General features: G+C 63.3%; 16 protein-coding genes and 1 tRNA gene. 11 read left to right on the forward strand and 6 right to left on the reverse strand.

Annotated elements, in window-relative coordinates; genetic code table 11:
- The first annotated feature begins 79 nt into the window (after positions 1-79).
- The 5 genes from AB6B38_RS13830 (at position 80) to AB6B38_RS13850 (ending at position 5,967) form a co-directional block, all read left to right on the forward strand.
- Positions 80-1,078, forward strand: coding sequence for an SIS domain-containing protein (locus AB6B38_RS13830; RefSeq protein ID WP_371393516.1), 999 nt, complete (start codon positions 80-82; stop codon positions 1,076-1,078).
- Positions 1,079-1,122: 44 nt separating this feature from the next.
- A complete protein-coding gene (locus AB6B38_RS13835) occupies positions 1,123-2,649 on the forward strand; it encodes a phosphomannomutase/phosphoglucomutase (RefSeq protein ID WP_371393517.1) in 1,527 nt (508 codons plus the stop codon).
- A 23-nt stretch (positions 2,650-2,672) separates the two neighbouring features.
- Entirely contained in the window at positions 2,673-3,719 is a 1,047-nt protein-coding gene (gene rfbB, locus AB6B38_RS13840; protein ID WP_371393518.1) for a dTDP-glucose 4,6-dehydratase, read from the forward strand.
- A gap of 82 nt (positions 3,720-3,801) precedes the next feature.
- On the forward strand, positions 3,802-4,683 hold the full coding sequence (gene rfbA / locus AB6B38_RS13845; RefSeq protein ID WP_371393520.1) for a glucose-1-phosphate thymidylyltransferase RfbA: 882 nt from the start codon (positions 3,802-3,804) through the stop codon (positions 4,681-4,683).
- A gap of 135 nt (positions 4,684-4,818) precedes the next feature.
- A complete protein-coding gene (locus tag AB6B38_RS13850; protein WP_371393521.1) occupies positions 4,819-5,967 on the forward strand; it encodes a DegT/DnrJ/EryC1/StrS family aminotransferase in 1,149 nt (382 codons plus the stop codon).
- A gap of 27 nt (positions 5,968-5,994) precedes the next feature.
- Here the strand turns inward: AB6B38_RS13850 and AB6B38_RS13855 are convergent, their stop codons facing one another.
- Positions 5,995-8,169: an LPS-assembly protein LptD gene (locus AB6B38_RS13855; protein WP_371393522.1), complete on the reverse strand. Its 2,175-nt coding sequence runs from the start codon at positions 8,167-8,169 to the stop codon at positions 5,995-5,997.
- A gap of 226 nt (positions 8,170-8,395) precedes the next feature.
- Here AB6B38_RS13855 and glmS point away from each other — a divergent pair, with 226 nt between their 5' ends.
- A complete protein-coding gene (glmS, locus tag AB6B38_RS13860; RefSeq protein ID WP_371393523.1) occupies positions 8,396-10,216 on the forward strand; it encodes a glutamine--fructose-6-phosphate transaminase (isomerizing) in 1,821 nt (606 codons plus the stop codon).
- 22 nt (positions 10,217-10,238) lie between these two features.
- Positions 10,239-11,117 (forward strand): UTP--glucose-1-phosphate uridylyltransferase GalU, encoded by an 879-nt coding sequence (gene galU / locus AB6B38_RS13865; RefSeq protein WP_371393524.1) that lies wholly within the window; start codon positions 10,239-10,241, stop codon positions 11,115-11,117.
- Between the two features lie 102 nt (positions 11,118-11,219).
- Here galU and AB6B38_RS13870 read toward each other — a convergent pair.
- Positions 11,220-11,296 (reverse strand) — tRNA-Ile (locus AB6B38_RS13870).
- A 240-nt stretch (positions 11,297-11,536) separates the two neighbouring features.
- On the opposite strand from AB6B38_RS13870, the gene AB6B38_RS13875 reads away from it, so the two are divergent.
- Positions 11,537-12,316 (forward strand): SIMPL domain-containing protein, encoded by a 780-nt coding sequence (locus AB6B38_RS13875; protein ID WP_371393525.1) that lies wholly within the window; start codon positions 11,537-11,539, stop codon positions 12,314-12,316.
- 9 nt (positions 12,317-12,325) lie between these two features.
- Here the strand turns inward: AB6B38_RS13875 and AB6B38_RS13880 are convergent, their stop codons facing one another.
- The 3 genes from AB6B38_RS13880 to AB6B38_RS13890 are packed head-to-tail and all read right to left on the reverse strand — an operon-like array spanning position 12,326 to position 14,536.
- The gene (locus tag AB6B38_RS13880) at positions 12,326-13,156 is read right to left on the reverse strand and encodes a TIGR01459 family HAD-type hydrolase (RefSeq protein ID WP_371393526.1); all 831 of its coding nucleotides are present in this window, start codon (positions 13,154-13,156) and stop codon (positions 12,326-12,328) included.
- Positions 13,156-13,776: a phospholipid-binding protein MlaC gene (locus AB6B38_RS13885; RefSeq protein WP_371393527.1), complete on the reverse strand. Its 621-nt coding sequence runs from the start codon at positions 13,774-13,776 to the stop codon at positions 13,156-13,158. Before AB6B38_RS13885 ends, AB6B38_RS13880 begins: the two co-directional genes overlap by 1 nt.
- Positions 13,777-13,813: 37 nt before the next feature.
- Complete coding sequence (locus AB6B38_RS13890) at positions 13,814-14,536, reverse strand: VacJ family lipoprotein (RefSeq protein WP_371393528.1); 723 nt, start codon at positions 14,534-14,536, stop codon at positions 13,814-13,816.
- A gap of 172 nt (positions 14,537-14,708) precedes the next feature.
- Here AB6B38_RS13890 and metF point away from each other — a divergent pair, with 172 nt between their 5' ends.
- From metF to metH, 3 genes are all read left to right on the forward strand, one after another.
- Positions 14,709-15,599, forward strand: coding sequence for a methylenetetrahydrofolate reductase [NAD(P)H] (gene metF / locus AB6B38_RS13895; protein WP_371393529.1), 891 nt, complete (start codon positions 14,709-14,711; stop codon positions 15,597-15,599).
- A gap of 2 nt (positions 15,600-15,601) precedes the next feature.
- Positions 15,602-16,672: a homocysteine S-methyltransferase family protein gene (locus AB6B38_RS13900; protein WP_371393530.1), complete on the forward strand. Its 1,071-nt coding sequence runs from the start codon at positions 15,602-15,604 to the stop codon at positions 16,670-16,672.
- Positions 16,673-16,930: 258 nt separating this feature from the next.
- A complete protein-coding gene (gene metH / locus AB6B38_RS13905; RefSeq protein WP_371393531.1) occupies positions 16,931-19,621 on the forward strand; it encodes a methionine synthase in 2,691 nt (896 codons plus the stop codon).
- On the opposite strand, the gene AB6B38_RS13910 is transcribed toward metH, so the two are convergent.
- Positions 19,573-20,370, reverse strand: coding sequence for a ThiF family adenylyltransferase (locus AB6B38_RS13910; protein ID WP_371393532.1), 798 nt, complete (start codon positions 20,368-20,370; stop codon positions 19,573-19,575). The two genes, metH and AB6B38_RS13910, sit on opposite strands and share 49 nt — an antisense overlap.
- Positions 20,371-20,394: the final 24 nt, after the last annotated feature.

Genomic DNA, 20,394 nt, shown 5'->3' on the forward strand with positions numbered 1-20,394 from the left:
GCGATAGTGAAACGCCAGACCGTATGCCCCGGAAACCGGCGGTGGTCTGCGCACCACGATTGAGGTTGATCCCTTTTCCATGTCCGAACCTGAAAGCCTGAACCGTCCCTCTGCCCGGATTGATACCGCGCGCATCCTCGAGGCCATGCGCCGCACCGCGCGGATCGAGCGCGAGGGACTTGCCGCGCTGGAAGAGGCGTTTGATGCGCGCGCTGTCGGTGTGGTCAGCCTGCTGGCCACGCTGAAGGGCCGCCTCATCTGTGCAGGCGTCGGCAAGTCAGGCCATGTCGCGCGCAAGATCGCCGCCACGCTCGCCTCTACCGGAACGCCGGCGCAGTATGTCCACCCGGCCGAGGCCAGTCATGGCGATCTGGGCATGATTACTGCCAGCGACGCGGTGCTGGCCCTGTCCAAATCCGGCGAGACGCGCGAGCTGGGCGATCTGACCACCTATTGCCGCCGCTTCGGCGTGCCGCTGATCGCGCTGACGGCGGGCAAGGACAGCACGCTTGCCAAGGCGAGCGATCATCTCCTGCTGGTGCCTGACGCGCCGGAAGCGGCAGGGGAGACGCGCGCGCCGACCACCTCCACCACGCTGATGATGGCCTATGGCGATGCGCTGGCTGTCGCCCTGATCGAGGCGCGTGGCTTTACCGCGGCCGATTTTGCCACCTTCCATCCCGGCGGAACGCTGGGCGCAGCCTTCCTCAAGGCGGGCGATCTCATGCACACCGACATGCCGCTGGCCGAAGAAGGCACGCTGATGGCCGATGCGCTGATCGTGATGAGTTCCAAAGGGTTTGGCTGTGTCGGCATTACGCGCGGCGGCAAGCTGACCGGCATCATCACGGACGGTGATCTGCGCCGCCATATGAGCCCGGACCTGACCGCCTCGGCGGTCGAGACGATCATGACGGCCAATCCCAAAAGCGTGGCGCCGGGCGATCTTGCTGCCGATGCGCTGCGCCTGATGACGGCAGGTTCGCAGAAAATCCTGTCGGTGTTTGTCTGCGATGAAACCGGCAGGCCGCTCGGCCTGTTGCATATCCATGATCTATTGCGTGCAGGTCTCAGCTAGGCTGGTCCGGCATCCATCCACACACCCTGTCAGATGAGGTACCCATGACCGCCAGCCAGCGCCCGAGCGCAGACCTGAAACCCAATAGCTGGGATTTCGAGACGCGTCCGCTCATCAAGCCCACAGGCTTTCGCGAATATGATGCGCGCTGGTGGTTCGGCCATCCGGGGTCGGACAAGGCACCCGAACTCAATCTCTACGGCGTGCAGGCGCTGGGGCTGGGCCTTGGCACGCTGATGCATGAGCTGGGTATCGCGCCGCATATCGTGACGGGCCATGATTTCCGCAGCTATTCGCTGTCGGTGAAGCAGGCGCTGGAAGTCGGCCTGATGCAGGCTGGTGTGACGGTGCACGATATCGGCCTTGCCCTCTCGCCCATGGCCTATTTCGCCCAGTTCGATCTGGATATTCCCGCCGTCGCCATGGTCACGGCCAGCCACAACTCCAATGGCTGGACGGGTGTGAAAATGGGCGTTGAGCGCCCGCTTACCTTTGGACCTGACGAGATGAGCCGGCTCAAAACCATCGTTCTGGAGGGCCTCGGCAAGGCCCGCGCCGGGGGCGGCTATGTGCGCGAAGACGGTGTACGCGAGCGCTATATCGCCGATCTGGTGGGCGGGTTCAAAGCCAGGCGCAAGCTGAAAGTCGTCGCCGCCTGCGGCAATGGCACGGCAGGTGCGTTCGCCCCGCAGGCGCTCGAAGCGATGGGCGTGGAAGTCGTCGCGCTCGATTGCGAGCTGGACCACACTTTCCCGCGCTATAACCCGAACCCGGAAGACATGAAGATGCTGCACGCGCTGGCCGATGCGGTGCGCGAGCACAAGGCCGATGTCGGCCTCGCCTTCGATGGTGACGGGGACCGGTGCGGCGTGGTTGATAATGAGGGTGAGGAGATTTTCGCCGACAAGGTGGGCCTCATGCTGGCGCGTGATCTCTCCGCTGAGCACGAAGGCGCGACTTTCGTGGTCGATGTGAAATCGACCGGGCTTTACGCCACCGATCCGGTGCTCAAAGCCAATGGCGCGAAGACCGACTACTTCAAGACCGGCCATTCCTATATCAAGCGCCGCTCCCACAAGCTTGGCGCCTTGGCGGGCTTTGAAAAGTCCGGGCATTTCTTCCTGCAGCCGCCCGTAGGCAAGGGGTATGATTGCGGGCTGACGGCGGCGCGCTGCGTTATCGCCATGCTGGACAATAATCCCGACAGCTCGATGGCTGACCTGAAACGCGCGCTTCCCGTGAGCTATGGCTCACCCACCATGTCGCCTGCCTGCGCGGACGAGGTGAAGTATGATGTGGTGGAGCGGATCATCGCCAGCTTTGAAGACAAGAAGGCGAAGGGTGAGAAAGTCGCCGGGCGCGAGATTGTGGATGTGAACACGGTCAATGGCGTGCGCTTTACCTTCGCTGACGGGGCGTGGGGGCTGATCCGCGCCTCCTCCAACACGCCCAACCTGGTCGTGGTGGTGGAAAGCCTGACCTCCAAAGAGGATGTCAGCGCGATCTTCGCCGCCATCAAGCAGGAGCTGGCGAAATATCCTGAAGTCGGCGCATTCGATCAGGAAATCTAAACGCGGGGGAGCCGGGCAGGGCGATGACAATACTGGTCACAGGCGGGGCGGGATTTATCGGCTCGGCGGTTATCCGCCTGGCGGTGTCGCGCGGCCTGTCCGTGGTCAATCTGGACGCGCTGACCTATGCGGCCTCGCTGGAGAATGTGGCGTCTGTGGCCAGTTCCCCGCTTTACGCTTTCGAGCACGCAGATATACGCGATCGGGCTGCGCTGGAGCGGATTTTTGCCGCCCACCAGCCCGATGCCGTGATGCATCTGGCGGCTGAAAGCCATGTCGACCGCTCCATTGATGGGCCGTCCGACTTTATCGAGACCAATATCAACGGCACGTTCAACCTGCTCGAAGCGGCACGCAAATACTGGGTGGGCAAGGGCAAGCCGGACGATTTCCGCTTCCACCATATCTCCACTGACGAGGTGTATGGCTCCCTGCCGGCCGACCCGTCAGTGAAGTTCACCGAAGAGACGCGCTACGATCCGCGCTCGCCCTATTCGGCCTCCAAGGCGGCGGCCGATCATCTGGTGCGCGCCTGGCATGAGACCTATGGCCTGCCGGTTGTGCTGACCAACTGCTCGAACAATTACGGGCCGTATCATTTCCCGGAAAAACTGATCCCGCTGATGATTATCAAGGCGCTCGCGGGCGAGCCTTTGCCGGTCTATGGCGATGGTTCGAATGTGCGCGACTGGCTCTATGTGGATGACCATGCCGACGCGCTGCTGACTGTCCTGCGACGGGGTGAGACAGGCCGTTCCTACAATATCGGCGGCAATAGCGAGCGGACCAATCTGGAGCTGGTGACGGTCCTGTGCGCGGTGCTCGATGAGCTGCGCCCTTCAGGCCAGTCCCACGCCAGCCTCATCCGCTTTGTCGAGGACCGGCCCGGCCATGATGCGCGCTACGCCATTGATGTCAGCCGGATAGCCGGCGAGCTGGGCTGGCGCCCTTCGGTGACGCTGGACGAGGGCTTGCGCCGCACTGTTGAGTGGTATCTGGATAATGAGAGCTGGTGGCGGCCTCTGCTGGCGCGCAAGGGTGCAGGCGAGCGGCTTGGCACGAAGGTCTGACATTGCCGCACGCGCGCATTGACGCGAAGGCGCGCTGGCCGGATACAAAGGGCCGGTAGGAAGCCGCGCCGGGACGAGAGTGGTGACAGAACGCAAGGGTATCATTCTGGCTGGCGGATCAGGCTCGCGGCTTTATCCGGTCACGGCTGTGGTCTCCAAGCAGCTGCTGCCGATCTATGACAAGCCGATGATCTACTACCCGCTGTCGGTGCTGATGATGACAGGCGTGCGCGAGATCGCCATTATCACCACCCCGCAGGACCAGACGCTGTTTCAGGCGCTTCTGGGTGATGGCAGCCAGTGGGGGCTTTCGCTCAGCTATATCGCCCAGCCTTCACCGGACGGGCTGGCGCAAGCCTATCTGCTGGCGGAGGATTTTCTGGCCGGTGCGCCGTCGGTAATGGTGCTGGGGGATAATATCTTCTTCGGTCAGGGCCTGCGCGAGATGCTGCGTTCGGCGGATGCGCGTCCGTCAGGCGGAACGGTGTTCGGCTATGAGGTTGCCGACCCGCAGCGCTATGGCGTTCTGGCTTTCGATGATGAGGGCCGCGCCACCGGGATTGTCGAGAAGCCGGAGACGCCGCCTTCCGAGTTTGCGGTGACGGGTCTCTACTTTCTCGACGGGAAGGCACCAGAGCGCGCGCGCAAGGTGAAGCCGTCCGGGCGCGGCGAGCTGGAGATTACCTGCCTGTTGCAGATGTATCTCGATGCCGGCGAGCTGGAGGTGGAGACCATGGGCGCGGGCTATGCCTGGCTGGATACCGGCACGCCGGACAGCCTTCTCGAAGCGGCCGATTTCGTCTCCACGCTGGAACGCCGTCAGGGCTCCAAGATTGCCTGCCCGGAGGAGATTGCGTTCCGTCAGGGCTTTATCGCCCGTGAGGATCTGCGCGCTCTTGCCGATGCGATGGGTGGCGGCGCCTATGCGCTATACCTTAAAAGGCTCATCGACCGGGTGAAGTGAGACTTGCGGCCCGGAGCGGGCTTGCCCGCAGACATCGAAACAGATCGTGATTACCTGATCTGGCGGGCCTGCATCATGGTCGCGCAAAATCCTCAAGGGCCGCCCGGCGCGGCAACCGATCCACAGGACCCAGTCATGCAATTTATTGACCTTCAAGCCCAGTACGCCCGTATCGCGGAGAAGGTAGACGCGCGGATCATGTCCGCCGTGCGCAGCGGCCGGTTTATTCTCGGGCCGGAGGTTCAGGCGCTGGAGGCCGCGCTGGCGCAGTTTAGCGGTTCATCGCGGGCGCTGGGCTGTGCCAACGGCACCGATGCGCTCGTGCTGCCCCTGATGGCGTGGGGACTGCGCCCCGGTGACGCCGTGTTCTGCCCGTCCTTCACCTTTACCGCGACGGCTGAAGTGGTGCCCTGGCTCGGGGCCTCGCCGGTCTTTGTCGATATCGACCCTGATACCTACAATATGGACCCGGCCCATCTTGAAGCCTCCATCGAGATGGTGAAGGCAAAAGGCGAGCTGACCGCGCGTGCCATCATTGCGGTCGACCTGTTCGGGCAGCCGGCCAATTATCCGCAGATTGCAGAGATTGCGAAGCGCCATGGCCTGAAACTGATCGCTGACAGCGCCCAGGGCTTTGGCTGCACGCTGGACGGCAAGCACCCCTCCCACTGGAGCGATGTGACCACCACCTCGTTTTTCCCGGCCAAGCCGCTGGGCTGCTATGGCGATGGCGGCGCGGTGCTGACCGATGATGCGGATCTCGCCGAGATCATGGAATCGCTCGCCGTGCACGGCAAAGCCATGCCGCGCGATATCGAGAAGCGCGCCTTCGAGCATGATCCCAAATATTTCAATGTCCGCATCGGCATGAACTCGCGCCTTGATACCATTCAGGCAGCAGTGCTGCTGGAAAAGCTCGCCATATTCCCTGACGAGATCGCGGCGCGTAACCGCATTGCCGAGCGCTACAACACGCATCTGGAAAAGCATGTGGAGGCTGTGCCGCAGGTCATTGCCGGCGGGGTGTCCGTCTGGGCGCAATACACGATCGAGCACAGCCGCCGTGAGGCGCTGGCCGTCCATCTCAAATCACGCGGGATTCCGACCGCCGTGTATTATCCGATCCCGATCCACCAGCAGGAACCGTATGCGAAATACCCTGCCGGGCCGGGCGGGCTGCCTGTCACGGAAGAGAAGGCGGGGCGGGTCATTTCGCTGCCCATGCACCCCTATCTGGATGAAGCCACGCAAGACACGATCATCCGGGCCATTCGCGAGTTCTAGCCGGGTTCTGGCCTTTGCGTGGGCACGCTACCTGTTCCCGATGGAGAACAGCGTGACCTGCAGCATAACCGAGCGGCTGGGGCCCAGATTGCCGATATCGTAATTGGTCTGGTCGTAGATGATGCGCACATCGGTGCATTCATCGCGATAGACCAGGCTGACATCCTGTTTGCGTGTGACGCCGCGCTCCAGATCACGCACGCCCGAATAGGCGACAAACCAGTTATCGGTGACGCGGAAATTGGCGCCGAAATTGACCGATTCGCGTACTCGCGTATTGACCGCCGCATCGTCGACCAGCGAGTAGGTTACATTGCCCCTGACGCGCCAGATCGAGACCTGCGAGAAGGCGTCAACCCGGTTGGCCTGGCCGGTATCGCCATCATAGCGGCCGCGCACGCCCGCCTCGAAAAAATTGCCGAAATTGACATCCAGCTGCGCCACCCAGTCGGACTGCTGCTCGTCCAGCCCTGAGCCAGGACCGAAGCTGGCATCGCCATCCAGCCGGAAGCTGCGGCCGACAAACAGCTCGGTGTCGGGCAGGTAGGAGGTTTTGGAGCGGAAGCTGGTGGTCAGGCCCGCATTCAGGCGGGTTCCTTCTTCCCACGCATCATAGCCATTGGCCCGGTTGCGGGCGAACAGGTTGGAGACATCAAGCTCCAGATTGAGGCTGTCCTCGCCCGGAGCGATCTCATCGTCGCCCAGCGCAGTCGAGCTGGCCAGCTGGATACGCGGGGCCAGTATCGTGTCGCCCAGACCGCCCGGCCGCATGAAGGGCCAGGACACGTCCACACCCGCATTGGCCATGGCGCGCGTGAACTCACGCGTCTCCAGGGTGTCACCCCGGCGGTTGGTGCGTGTGAAATGATACGCGTCGCCGCGTGCTGCGGCGTAGGGTGACACGCGAATGCCGCCCGGCAGGGTGAAATTGCGCGACCAGTCTATTTCGCCTGTGGCCCGCGCATAATCATCGCCGATATTGCGTGTCAGATAGATGCCGGAGGCCCTGGCATTGGCAAATCCCGCCCAGCCGGGAAGGGGCAGGCGGTATTCGGCTTCAACCATGGGCGCGATGACCGGCAAGGTGTTGTCATCAACATTTTCCCGGAGCGACTGGAAGCCCATCGCCGTGACATTGACGAAATATTGCCGGGTCCGTCCGCGCACATTGATATCACTTGGCAGGAGGCGGGCATTCAGCCTCGCAAAGTCCGTCTCCTGGTCAACATCGCCCCTGAGCCCGTAGCGCTCCATGTAGAGCGGATCGGATGTCAGTTGCACATTGAAGCGCCAGACCCAGCCGGGGGCTATGCGGAACGAACCGCTGCCGGCTACATGGCCGCGAAGCTGCGAATCGCCAAACGGGCCATCCCGGTCGAACTCCTGCTCATAGGTAGCGCTGCCGCGGATATTGATGGCACCTGACCAGAAGCGCTGACGATACTCATAGCGCATGACCGGATTGTATTCGGTCATCACCATGGGGGTCACAACGATGTCCCGGTGCGGTGACATGACGTGGTAGTAGGGCTGCTGGTAGACAAAGCCGAGCCGGTTGGAGAGGTCCACCGTGGGAATGAGGAAGCCGGAACGGCGCGGCGCTGACGGATCGGCGTGGGCAAATACGGGCGAATAGAAAATCGGCACCCCGAACGCTTCCAGACGGGCGTCGCGGTAATAGATCATTTCCGATTCAGGGTCCTGCACGACCTCGCGGGCGCGGAACCGCCAGGTGGGCGTGCGGCTTCCATCTTCGCAAAGGTCACAGGCGGTATAGTAGGCGCGGTGCAGCGTAATTCCGCCATCAGACCGGCGCACGGCATAGGCCGATGCAGCCCGGCCATTATTGTCCATCAGCATGGCAAAGCCGGTGGCCATCGCCTCCGACCATTCATTGGTCAGCTCGATTTCCTCGGCTGTCTGGGCAGGCAGGTTGCCATCGTGGAGCCGGACATTGCCGCGCGCGATCACGCGGTCTTCGTCAGTGCGGTATTCCACCTCGTCAGCGAACAGCAACCGATCACCCGATTGCACGCTGACTTCGCCGCGCGCGGTGATGATATTGCCGTCGCGGGTCTGCTCGATCTCGATAGCGTCAAGATAGGCCGGGCGCTCGCTGTCCTGCGCGAAGGCAGAGCCAAGGGCCATCAGTCCGGTCAGCAGGGCGGCTGCCGCGCACATTGTCCTGAACGGCAATACCATGCCCTCAACGCTCCACAAGTGTCCCCTCGCGTGACCTTGAACTCCTAACCCATCGGGTCGGAGGCGTCCATGGCCTGTGGCCTGCCGGAAAACCGGACGAAGGCGCTGCTTTCACAAAACGTCATCAAGCGTGATTGCGCGCTGCCTTGCCTAACGCATTGCGGCCTGCCACTAAGCAGGCTCGAAATCAGGGACCAAGGTCTCAAGCGAATCCGGGAGTTGCTGAATGTGCGGCATTGTAGGTGTAGTCGGTCATAACGGGGCGGAGGGCTTCATTCTCGAAGGTCTGCGCAGGCTGGAATACCGTGGCTACGACTCCGCCGGGATCGCTGTCACCGACAGGGGCGGTGCGCTCCACCGGCTGCGCGCGACGGGCAAGGTGCAGGCGCTGGCGGACAAGGTTCCCGCCGGGCTGGGCGGCAGCACGGCCATTGGCCATACGCGCTGGGCAACCCATGGCGCGGCCAGTGATGATAATGCCCACCCGCACAAGGCCGGGCGCGTGCTGGTCGTGCACAACGGCATTATCGAGAACTTCAAGACCCTGCGCGAGGAGCTGTCGGCTGAAGGGCGCAGCTTCACCAGCCAGACCGATACCGAGGTTGTGGCCCATATGATCGACCGCGAAATGCAGGCGGGCAGCGATCCTGTTGCCGCCCTCAAGGCGGTATTGCCCCGCCTTGAAGGCGCGTTTGCGCTGGGCGTAATGATCGAAGACGAGACCGGCTTTATCATGGGCGCGCGCAAGGGCGCGCCGCTCATCGCCGGACTTGGAAGCTCGCAGGGTTATCTGGGTTCTGATCCGCTGGCGCTGTCAGGCCACGCCGAACAGATCATGTTCCTGGATGATGGTGACATGGTGGTGATCCGCCCCGGCAGTATCGACGTGTTCGATGCACACGGGGCCGCTGCAAGCCGCAAGCTGGTGCCTGCCGAGACCAGCCATGTGCTGGCGGAAAAGGGCAATCACCGCCATTTCATGGAAAAGGAAATCCACGAGCAACCCGAAGTCATCGGCCGCACCGTCTCGCACTATGTCGACGCGTTCGAGAACGGCGTGCACGAGATTGCGGGGCTGGATTTCCGCTCCGCCAGCCGCCTCATAATCGTGGGCTGCGGCACGGCGGCCTATGCCGGCGAGATATCCCGCTACTGGTTCGGTTCGCTGGCGCGCCTGGCGGTCGAGGTCGATATCGCGTCGGAGTTCCGCTATCGCGACCCGGTCTTCCTGCCCGGCGATATCGCGCTGTTCATCTCGCAGTCGGGTGAAACGGCCGACACGCTGGAGGCCATGCGCCTTGCCGCTTCTGCGGGCGTGCAGACGCTGGCGCTGGTCAATACCGCCCATTCGACGATAGCGCGCGAGGCGTCCCTCGTCGTGCCGACGCTGGCTGGCCCTGAAATCGGGGTGGCCTCGACCAAGGCATTTACCTGCCAGCTTTCCGCGCTGGCCTGTCTTGCGGTGCTGGCGGGGCGTCATCGCGGGCATCTGGACCGCGCGCAGGAGGCCGGTCATGTGGCCAGCCTTCTGGCCTCGCCCGGCCTGATGGTGAAGGCGCTGGAGCGCGAAGATGAGATCGAGCAGCTCGCTCACGAGATAGCCGGCCATGAGACCGTGCTCTATCTGGGGCGCAACCAGAATTTCCCGCTGGCTCTGGAAGCGGCGCTGAAGCTGAAGGAAATCAGCTATATCCATGCAGAGGGCTATGCGGCGGGAGAGCTCAAACACGGTCCCATCGCCCTGATCGAAGAAGGGCTGCCGGTTATCGTCATCGCGCCGCACGATGCGCTGTTCGACAAGACGCGCTCATCCATCCAGCAGGTAGCCAGCCGCGGCGCGCATGTCATTGCGATCACGGACCCGGAAGGCGCACACGCGCTGGAAGGCGAGGCGGCGCGCATCATCACGCTTCCCAAGGGCGGCCAGCTGACCGATCCGCTCTTGTTCGCCAGTGCGGTGCAGTTGCTTGCCTATCATGTCGCCGTCTACAAGGGGACCGATGTGGACCAGCCGCGAAATCTCGCCAAGTCCGTCACCGTCGAATAGGTCTCCCCACGGAGTATCGAGCATGTCGAAAAAGCCGGTCCGCAAGGCCGTCCTTCCCGTTGCCGGTCTCGGCACGCGCGTTCTGCCCGCCACCAAGGTGATGCCCAAGGAGATGCTGCCCGTCTTTGACCGGCAGGCCATTCACTATGTCGTCGACGAGGCGCGCGCCGCAGGCATCGAGCACTTCGTCTTCGTCACCGGGCGCAACAAGGCCTCGATCGAGGACTATTTCGACACCGCCTATGAGCTGGAAATGACGCTGGAGGCCAAGGGCAAGACGAAGCTGCTCGAAGAGCTGCGCGCCGACCTGCCCGCGCCCGGCGCGTGCAGCTTTGTGCGCCAGCAGGCCCCGCTGGGTCTTGGCCATGCGGTGTGGTGCGCGCGCGACATTATTGGTGATGAACCGTTTGCCGTTCTCCTGCCGGACATGATCATGCGCGCCGAGACGCCCTGCCTTGCCGCGATGGCGCAGGCCCACAAGGTGACGGGCGGCAATATCATCGCGGTGGAAGAAGTGCCGATGGAGGAGGTCAGCTCCTATGGCATTATCGAGCCGGGCCAGCGCAAGGGCGATCTGATCGAGATGCGCGGCATGGTGGAAAAGCCGGCCGTCGCCGATGCCCCCTCCAATCTGATGATTTCAGGGCGCTATATCCTGCAGCCGGAGATTTTCGACGCGCTGGAAGAGCAAAAGCCCGGTGCGGGCGGCGAGATCCAGCTGACCGATGCCATGCTGAAACTCATGGAAACCAGCCCCTTCCACGCCCTGCCCTTTACCGGCGAGACCTTCGATACCGGCTCCAAGACCGGATATTTGCGTGCCGCCGCCGCCTTCGGCCTAGGCGATCCCGAACATGGCGCGGAAGTGCGCCGCATCCTCGAAGCGCTGCTGAAAGGGTAGGACGCGCGCGGACTCTGCAGGGTTCGCAAGCGCGGCCGCGCGACCGCGCGCCCGCAGCGTGAGCGAGGACCGACCGAGCGGATGCGAGGGAGGACAGGAAAATGGTGGGCCCGGAGGGACTCGAACCCCCAACCAAGCGGTTATGAGCCGCCGGCTCTGACCAGTTGAGCTACAGGCCCACCGTGCGGACCTGATAGCGCAGGCTGGCGGGAGGGGGAAGCGCGCGCTTCACGCCATTTTCCCTATCCGCCCCGCTGGCCCGGCCATCGCCGCGCCACCCGCCTGCCTTGCTTTCGCCTTGCGTGCGTGGGGAGATGGAAAGTCGTGATGCAACCCCGGACGACGCCGGATCGTTATCCGGTCCGGGGCGCGGGAGAACCACCCCTGCGCGCGATACGGATTGGAAGCGGAGATTGAAAATGAACCATAGTTCAAATGTTACACAGGCCCGTGTGGCCTTGCGGCGGCGCCTGACGGGCGCGGCTCTGGCCGCCGGCCTGCTGCTGGGCGCGGCGGCGATGATGCCGGTGCCTGCCTTCGCGCAGGCGCAGACAGAAACGCAAGAGGGCCGCCTGTCCCTGTCGGCGCGTGGCGAGGTGCGTATTGCACCGGACATGGCCACGGTTAGCGCAGGCGCGCAGACCCGCGCCGACACGGCAGCCGAGGCGCTGGCCGCCAATGCGCGGGCCATGTCGGGCGTGTTTCAGGCGCTGGAGCGCGCAGGCATTGCCCGGCGTGATATCCAGACCTCCGGCCTGTCGCTCAATGCCGTCTACGCGCCCTATGATTCTTCCGAGCGCGGGCGCGAGCAGCGCATTGTCGGCTATGAGGCCAGCAATACGGTGCGCGTGATCGTGCGCGACATGGACCGGGTCGGCCGTACAATCGATGCGCTGGTGTCCTCCGGGGCCAACCAGTTGCAGGGCGTGAACTTCACCCATTCTGAGCCGGCAGAGGCCCGCGATGAGGCTCGCCGCCGCGCGGTGAACGAGCTCAATCGCCTGCGCGCGCTTTATGCCGACGCTGCCGGTATCTCTACCGGGCGGCTGATCTCGCTGAGCGAGAGCAGCTCCGCTCAGCCTTCGCCGATGATGTATGCCCGCGCGGAGGCCGTCGCGATGGATGCCGGTACCGAAGTGGCACCGGGCGAGATCACGATCTCGGTCAATGTGGATGCGGTCTGGGCCATCCAGCCCTGATAGAAGTGCCTACCAGACAAGGTCCGGGGCCTGCCAGCGCGGGCTCCGGCCGTCCGGCCAGCTGATTTCGCCTGAATTGATGCCGCCGGTGATGAAGAGGCAGTCCAGCCCCTCGCGGTTTGCGCCCGCCAGATCGGTGGCAGGGCCGTCGCCTATTGCCAGGATGCGCGCCTTGGGCGGGGTCTTGCCGGACAGCCCGGCCAGCGCCGCATAGGCCAGCTCATAGATCGGCGCATGGGGCTTGCCGGCATAGAGCGCGGTTCCGCCAAGCGCCTCATAGGCCTCGGCCAGCGCCCCGGCACAATAGAGCAGCCGCCCGCCCGGCCCCTGCACTACTATGTCGGGATTGGCGCAGACCATGGGCAGTCCAAGTGCCGCCGTCTCTTTCAGAAGCCCGGCATAATCCTCCGGCGTCTCGGTGAGATAATCGACCAGACCCGTGCAGGAGATGAGTTTTGCATCCTGCAGGCCGGAAAACCTGAGGCCCGTGCCGGCATAGATCGGATCATCAAAATCAGGCCCCAGCTTGTAGGCCGGTCCGGTGCCAAAGCGCGTCAGCAGGGCGTGCGTGGCGTCGCCGGAGGTCACGGCCGCGTCCCACACGCCATCAGGCGCGCCCATGCCTTTCAGGAAGCGCTCCAGCGAGGGCGCGCGGCGCGGCGAGTTGGAGACCAGGCAGACCTGCCCCCCTTGCTGACGGAAGCGGATAAGCGCCTCCAGCGCGGGGCCGATCAGGCTCTCTCCGTCCCGGATCACGCCCCAGACATCGCACAAAATGGCGTCATACTGACCGGCCAGCGCGCCAAGCCGGGCCGGTGCCGGAGCCTCAGATACCGCCATTACCGCGTCCGCTGGCGCAGGGCGCGGGTCGCAGCGCTGATATCGCCGCGGGCGTTGCCGATAATGCTGGTGATCTCCTCACGCTGGGTCTGGGCGAGCCATACGCCCATCACCTCGGCATCGACAACCTTCATGGCGTCGTCCGTGCTCATCACGCGCCAGTTCACCGGCACATCCTCGCCATTCCCGTTACCGCGCACGATGGAGCGCACGATGAAGTCGCCCGGCGAACGCGTAACCGAGCCGGTCACCTCCAGCGTCTGGCCGGCATAATTGCCCAGCTCGCGCTCATACACATTGATGGCGAACTCGCGGAACACGGCCCGGAATTCCTCCAGCACTGCCTCGTCCGCGCCGCGGCGGTAACGCCCCAGGACGAAATGGGTGATACGTGGCACATCGGCCAGCACGTCAATCCGGTCGCGGAAATTGCGTTTGAGTGTTTCCTCGTCCAGCTCGCCGTCGTTGAAGGCTTGCAGGGCGTTGATGACTTCCTGCGCTTCACGCTGAACGAAGGCTTCTGCCTCATCGGCGCTTTGCGCATGCGAAGGCTGGGCGAGGATGAGCAGCGCGAAGGCCGCAGCAAGGCTGACGGCGGCAAGTTTGAATATCTGGAGCATGTTTCCTGTCCTGGTGGCTGACATGGCTCCCATCACGTCAGTCGAAGTCCGGCAGATCGTCGAAATCCTCTCCGCGTCCCAGAGCGGCGCCCCGGTTCTGCCGGTAAACCGAGCGCAGCTGAACATAGGGATCAATCGCACTACGTTCCAGACTCCGGAACGTTTCATCCAGCTGCAGGCGCACATCCAGGGCGTAAATGCCCCGATACACCCAGATGGCGTCGGTTTCGCGAATATCTTCAATCCAGTAGGCCGGGTGCGGATAGCGGTCCACGAAGCGACCTGCCGTGTCGCGCACGCTCGACGGGCCGAGCAGGGGCAGAACCATATACGGTCCGCTGTCCACGCCCCAATGGCCGAGCGTCAGGCCGAAATCGGTCTCGCGGCGGGGAATGTTTGCCTCGCTGGCGACATCAAACAGGCCGCCAACGCCGACGATCGTGTTCAGGCCAAAGCGGCTGGCGGTCGCGAAGGCATCACCCGGACAACCCTGCAGCAGCAGGTTTGCGAGAACGACAGGTTCATTGAGGTTACGAAGAACATTGCGCACGCCGCGCCGTCCGGTGCGCGGTACCGCGCCGCGATAGGCATAGGTCACCGGCGCAATGACGGCCCGGTCAGCGGCAATGTTGAAGTCGAATACAGCCCTGTTCAGAGGCTCGAACGGATCGTTGGCCTCCAGAGATTGCGGCCGCGTCGTACACGCAGCCAGCGCCAGGCCAGCCAGAACAACAAGTCCGGTCATGCATGCAGCACGCATGGTGCAATATCCCCAATACCGCTCAGTCCGGCCCCGCAGCCGTCCTCTCATCATGGTCAAGTAGGTGATACGCGGCAATTCCCAAGATGGACTTGTGTCTTTGGCATTGAAGCCATCCGGATAATCGCATAAAGATATCTTTATGTAGTTGTTTGCGATGCGAGGCGGCACCATGCCCGATGGGCGCACCCTGCCGGTCCGGCCCGGCCCGGCCATATCCTTTGAGTTCTTCCCGCCCAAGAGTGAGGCGATGGAGGAGCGGCTGTGGGACTCCATCTCACGGCTGGCACCGCTCGACCCGCTCTATGTGTCGGTGACATACGGGGCGGGCGGCTCGACGCGTGACCGCACGCACCGCACGGTGCGCCGTATCGTGGAGGAGACGGCTCTCAAACCCGCAGCCCATCTGACCTGTGTGGATGCGCGCTGCGAGGAGGTTGATGATGTCATCCGCGATTACTGGGCGGCGGGTGTGCGCCATATCGTGGCGCTGCGCGGTGATCCGCCCAGCGGCGTAGGTGATCGCTATGAGCCTTGCGAGGGCGGCTATGCCAATGCGGCCGAGCTGACGGCGGGCATACGAAAGCTCGGTGACTTCGAAGTCTCGGTCGGCTGCTATCCGGAAAAGCACCCCGAAAGCGCGAGCTTTGACCACGATATCGATCTGTTGAAAGCCAAGATCGACAATGGGGCGACGCGGGCCATCACCCAGTTCTTCTTCGATGCGGATGTGTATTTCCGCTATGTCGACAGGGTGCGCAAGGCGGGCATCGATATCCCCATCGTGCCGGGCATTATGATGCAAGCCAATTTCGAAGGTCTGGTCCGTATGGCGGGCCTGTGCGGGGCGACCATCCCGGCGCGCCTGTTTGACCTGTTCGACGGGCTGGAAAGCGATCCGGGGACGCGTGAGTTGCTGACCGCCAATGTGGTGGCCGATCTGTGCCACGACCTGTCGGACAATGGCGTGGACCAGTTCCACTTCTACACCCTGAACCGGGCCGAGCTGGCGCTGGCGACCTGCCGGCTGCTGGGTGTGCGCCCGGTGGAAATGGCGGCCTGATCATGAGTTTTGACCGGAAATCGCGCCTTGAGGCGCTCGAGGCTGAATCGCAAAAGCGCATCCTGGTGCTGGACGGTGCGATGGGTACGATGATCCAGCGCCTGAAACCATCGGAAGAAGATTACCGGGGCGAGCGCTTTGCCGATTGGGACAAGGCGCTCAAGGGCAATAACGACCTTCTGAACCTCACAAAGCCCGATGCGATCCGCGATATCCACGTGGCTTATTTCGAGGCCGGTGCGGACCTGATCGAGACCAATACCTTCTCGGCCACGACCATCGCGCAGGCCGATTACGAGATGGAGGAGCTTGCCGCCGAGATCGCCCGCGAAGGTGCACGTTTGGCCCGCGAAGCTGCCGATCACGTGGAGGCCGAAACCGGGACGCCGCGCGCGGTGGCGGGCGCTATCGGCCCGACCAACAAGACGCTCTCCATCTCGCCTTCGGTGGAGGATCCGGGTTTCCGTGATGTCACCTTCGACGCGGTGCGGGAGGCTTATGCCGAGCAGACGCTGGCCATGGCCGAGTTTGTCGACTTCATCCTGATCGAGACCATTTTCGACACGCTGAACGCCAAGGCGGCGATCAAGGCCGTGCTGGATCTGCGCAATGAAGGAAAGCTGGACCCTGCCATCCCGCTCATGCTGTCGGGCACCATCACCGATGCATCGGGCCGCACCCTGTCAGGCCAGACGACCGAAGCTTTCTGGAACTCGGTGCGCCATGCCCGGCCCTGGGCGGTGGGGCTGAACTGCGCGCTGGGCGCCAAGCAGCTGCGCCCCTATGTGGCCGAGATGAGCCGCGTCGCAAACACGCGCGTGCTCGCCTATCCCAATGCGGGGCTTCCCAACGCCTTTGGCGAGTATGACGAGACGCCGGACGAAACGGCCGCCTATATCGCCGACTGGTCGAAAACCGGCCTTGTGAACATTGTCGGCGGATGCTGCGGCACGACGCCCGACCATATCGCCGCCATCGCGAAGGCGGCGTTTGCGGGCAAGCCGCGCGCTCTGCCGGAGCGCCCACGCGCCATGCGCCTGTCCGGTCTCGAGCCGTTTGAGTTGGCATCGTGACTGATGCCCGGACACCCCCAACCGCCGCTCGGTGGCGGCTGATCTCATCGAGGTCGGTGACCTGCAGGAGCGTGACGCCGCCTGGGCGGCATTTCTTGCACTTCGCGGTTCAGGCTGGCGTTTTGACAAGGAAGGTCAGTTTGACCGGGAAGCGTTGCACTCCCGGGAGGCTCCGAAGTGGTAATCCACCCCTTTGCTGACGGCGCGATGTCCGAACGAGCAGAAGCGGCTCTTGCCCGCATGGAGACTCACTAACTTATGACCGATATGCCTGCCCAATCCCGTGCCGTCTTTGTAAACGTTGGTGAGCGCACCAACGTCACCGGCTCTGCGCGCTTCCGCAAGCTGATCAAGGAGGGCGATTACGCGGCCGCCCTTGATGTCGCGCGCCAGCAGGTCGAGGCCGGGGCGCAGGTGATCGACATCAACATGGATGAGGGTCTGCTCGATTCAAAGCAGGCCATGATCACCTTCCTCAATCTGATCGCCACCGAGCCGGATATTGCCCGCGTGCCGATCATGATCGACAGCTCCAAATGGGAGGTGATCGAGGCGGGCCTGAAATGCGTGCAGGGCAAGGCCATCGTCAATTCCATCTCGCTGAAAGAGGGCGAGGAGAGCTTCCGGCAGCAAGCACAAGCCTGCCTGGCCTATGGCGCCGCCGTGGTCGTGATGGCGTTTGACGAGGACGGTCAGGCCGACACCAAGGAGCGCAAGGTCGAGATCTGCGAGCGCGCCTATCACATCCTTGTTGATGAGCTGGGCTTCCCGCCTGAGGACATCATTTTCGATCCCAATATCTTCGCCGTGGCGACGGGGATTGAGGAGCATAATGACTATGCCGTCGCCTTCATCGAAGCGACGCGCGAGATCAGGAAACGCCTGCCGGGCGTGCACGTCTCCGGCGGTGTGTCCAACATCTCGTTTTCCTTCCGTGGCAATGAGCCGGTGCGTCAGGCCATGCACTCGGTGTTTCTCTATCACGCCATCAAGGCGGGCATGGATATGGGCATCGTCAATGCCGGCCAGCTGGAGATTTATGACGAGATCGAACCCAAGCTGCGCGAGCTGGTCGAGGACGTGATTCTCAATCGCCGCGACGATGCCACAGAGCGCCTTCTGGAGGCCGCTGAAGCCTATCGCGATACCGGAGAGGCCGAAGAGAAGGCCGCCGCCGAATGGCGCTCCTTGCCCGTTGCAGAGCGTTTAAAGCACGCTCTCGTAAAGGGGCTTGATGAGTTCGTGGTGGAAGACACCGAAGAGGCCCGTCAGGCCGCCGAGCGCCCGCTCCACGTCATTGAAGGCCCGCTCATGGACGGGATGAATGTGGTGGGGGACCTGTTTGGCGAGGGCAAGATGTTCCTGCCGCAGGTGGTGAAATCGGCACGCGTGATGAAGAAGGCCGTCGCCCACCTCTTTCCCTATATGGAGGCCGAGCGCGAGGCGGCAGGGCTGGACAAGCAGTCCAACGGCCTTGTCATCATGGCGACGGTGAAGGGCGATGTGCACGATATTGGCAAGAATATCGTCGGCGTCGTGCTGCAGTGTAACGGCTATGACGTGGTTGATCTGGGCGTCATGGTGGCGCCGGAGAAAATCCTTGAGGCCGCGCGCGAGCACAAGGCCGACATTATCGGCCTGTCAGGGCTGATTACCCCATCGCTCGACGAGATGGTGTTTCTGGCGAGCGAGATGGAGCGCGAGGGCTTTGACATCCCGCTCCTGATTGGCGGGGCGACGACCAGCCCGGCCCATACGGCCGTGAAGATCGAGCCGGCCTACCACAAGGCGCCGGTCATCCATGTGCATGATGCCAGCCGGGCGGTGGGCGTCGTTTCCAAACTGCTCTCTGATACCCAGCGCCAACCCTATTGGGAAGAGATACAGGCCAATTACGCCCGTATCCGCGAGACCCGCGCGCGCACAGCTGGTAATCGCCGCCGCGTGACGCTGGCCGATGCGCGCGAACGCGCCTTTGACGCCGATGCCACTGGCCACCAGCCCGTCAAACCGCTGCAGCCGGGCCTGACCACGATTGATGATGTGCGTCTGGCCGATCTGGTGCCGTACATAGACTGGACGCCCTTCTTCTTCAGCTGGGAGATGAAGGGGACGTATCCGGCCATCTTTGATGATCCCAACAGGGGCGAGGCCGCGCGCGCTCTCTTTGATGATGCGCAATTAATGCTGAAACAGATGGTCGAAGGCGACTGGCTCAAGCCCAAGGGCGTTGTCGGCCTGTGGCCTGCCCGGCGTGAGGGCGACGATATTGCCGTCTTCGCGGATGAGGCTTGCAGCGCCCGCCTTGGCAAATTCTACGGCCTGCGCCAGCAGGCAGAGAAGGATGGCGACAAGCCGTATCTCTCCATCTTCGATTTTGTTCGCAGCGATGTGACCGACTGGGTAGGCGGATTTGCCGTTACCTCTGGTGATGCCGAGGACGAGATCGCCGAGCGCTTCAAGAAGGCCAATGACGATTATTCAGCGATCATGTTCCAGTCGCTGGCCGACCGCTTTGCCGAAGCCTTCGCCGAATACCTCCATGAGCGGGTGCGCAAGGAAATCTGGGGTTATGCGGCGGACGAGCAGCTTTCTACCGTTGATCTCATCAAGGAAGCCTATGCCGGCATCCGCCCGGCGCCGGGTTATCCCGCCCAACCTGACCACACCGAGAAAGACCTGCTCTTCAAACTGCTCGAAGCGCCCGAACGCACCGGTATCAGGCTGACAGAGAGCCGGGCCATGTACCCGGCAGCCTCCGTCTCAGGGCTTTATCTGGCACATCCTGACAGCGTCTATTTCGCCGTCGGGCGCATCATGCGCGATCAGGTCGAAGACTATGCGCAGCGCAAGGGCTGGAGCGTGGAGGAGGCTGAAAAGGCCCTCGCTCCTGTTCTTGGCTATGAGCCGGACGCATCTCGGCTGGAGGAAGCCGACGCTGCGGCTTGAGAGCCACAAGCCCTGCACGCCGGATCGCGGGCCAGCTTAACTGTGCGCAATGCCCCTGAGAGGCCGTCCACGATCTGCACCCGGCCAATCAGCGGCTCGCCAGCTCCGGTGATGAGCTTGATCGTTTCGAGCGCCATTAGCGTGCCGGCAATGCCGGTGATCGCCCCGACAATGCCGGTGACCGCGCAGCTTTCCGCGTCGGGGGGAATATCCGGCACCAGACAGCGATAGCAGGGCGCGTGCGGCCCCAGATGCGGGGCGAAGGTGGAGACCTGCCCGTCCCAGCGCCCGACCGCACCCGATATCAGCGGAGTACGCGCGGCGATGGCCGCGTCATTGACCGCAAAGCGCGTCGCAAAATCATCGCAGCCATCCAGCACCAGATCGGCACCTTCAACGAGGGCGGGCAGATTGCTGGCATCGGCCAGCAGGCGGTGGGTTTCAATGCTGACCGCCGGGTCCAACGCGTGCAGCGCATCCTTCGCGGCGTCCACCTTCGGGCGGTCAATATCGCTCGTGCGGAAGAGCACCTGCCGCTGGAGATTGTCGAGGCTCACCGTGTCGGGATCGACAAGTGTGATCTGGCCAATCCCGGCGGCGGCCAGATAGAGCGCCGCCGGTGCGCCCAGCCCGCCAGCCCCGATCATCACCACTTTCGCGGCGCCGAGGCGTGCCTGACCGGGGCCGCCGATTTCCTTTAGGAGGATGTGGCGGGCATGACGGTCGATATCGGTCTTGCGCACCTTCACGCATCCTTTCAGGCAGGGTTCATC

This window comes from Glycocaulis abyssi, from assembly GCF_041429775.1.
Lineage (GTDB): Bacteria > Pseudomonadota > Alphaproteobacteria > Caulobacterales > Maricaulaceae > Glycocaulis > Glycocaulis abyssi.

Coding starts and splice junctions, on each gene's coding strand:
- metH (WP_371393531.1), top strand. CDS start 16,931: ATGACCGATATGCCTGCCCAATCCCGTGCCGTCTTTGTAAACGTTGGT.
- rfbB (WP_371393518.1), top strand. CDS start 2,673: ATGACAATACTGGTCACAGGCGGGGCGGGATTTATCGGCTCGGCGGTT.
- AB6B38_RS13885 (WP_371393527.1), bottom strand. CDS start 13,776: ATGCTCCAGATATTCAAACTTGCCGCCGTCAGCCTTGCTGCGGCCTTC.
- glmS (WP_371393523.1), top strand. CDS start 8,396: ATGTGCGGCATTGTAGGTGTAGTCGGTCATAACGGGGCGGAGGGCTTC.
- AB6B38_RS13850 (WP_371393521.1), top strand. CDS start 4,819: ATGCAATTTATTGACCTTCAAGCCCAGTACGCCCGTATCGCGGAGAAG.
- AB6B38_RS13835 (WP_371393517.1), top strand. CDS start 1,123: ATGACCGCCAGCCAGCGCCCGAGCGCAGACCTGAAACCCAATAGCTGG.
- AB6B38_RS13880 (WP_371393526.1), bottom strand. CDS start 13,156: ATGGCGGTATCTGAGGCTCCGGCACCGGCCCGGCTTGGCGCGCTGGCC.
- AB6B38_RS13855 (WP_371393522.1), bottom strand. CDS start 8,169: ATGGTATTGCCGTTCAGGACAATGTGCGCGGCAGCCGCCCTGCTGACC.
- AB6B38_RS13875 (WP_371393525.1), top strand. CDS start 11,537: ATGAACCATAGTTCAAATGTTACACAGGCCCGTGTGGCCTTGCGGCGG.
- AB6B38_RS13900 (WP_371393530.1), top strand. CDS start 15,602: ATGAGTTTTGACCGGAAATCGCGCCTTGAGGCGCTCGAGGCTGAATCG.
- metF (WP_371393529.1), top strand. CDS start 14,709: ATGCCCGATGGGCGCACCCTGCCGGTCCGGCCCGGCCCGGCCATATCC.
- AB6B38_RS13830 (WP_371393516.1), top strand. CDS start 80: ATGTCCGAACCTGAAAGCCTGAACCGTCCCTCTGCCCGGATTGATACC.
- galU (WP_371393524.1), top strand. CDS start 10,239: ATGTCGAAAAAGCCGGTCCGCAAGGCCGTCCTTCCCGTTGCCGGTCTC.
- AB6B38_RS13890 (WP_371393528.1), bottom strand. CDS start 14,536: ATGCGTGCTGCATGCATGACCGGACTTGTTGTTCTGGCTGGCCTGGCG.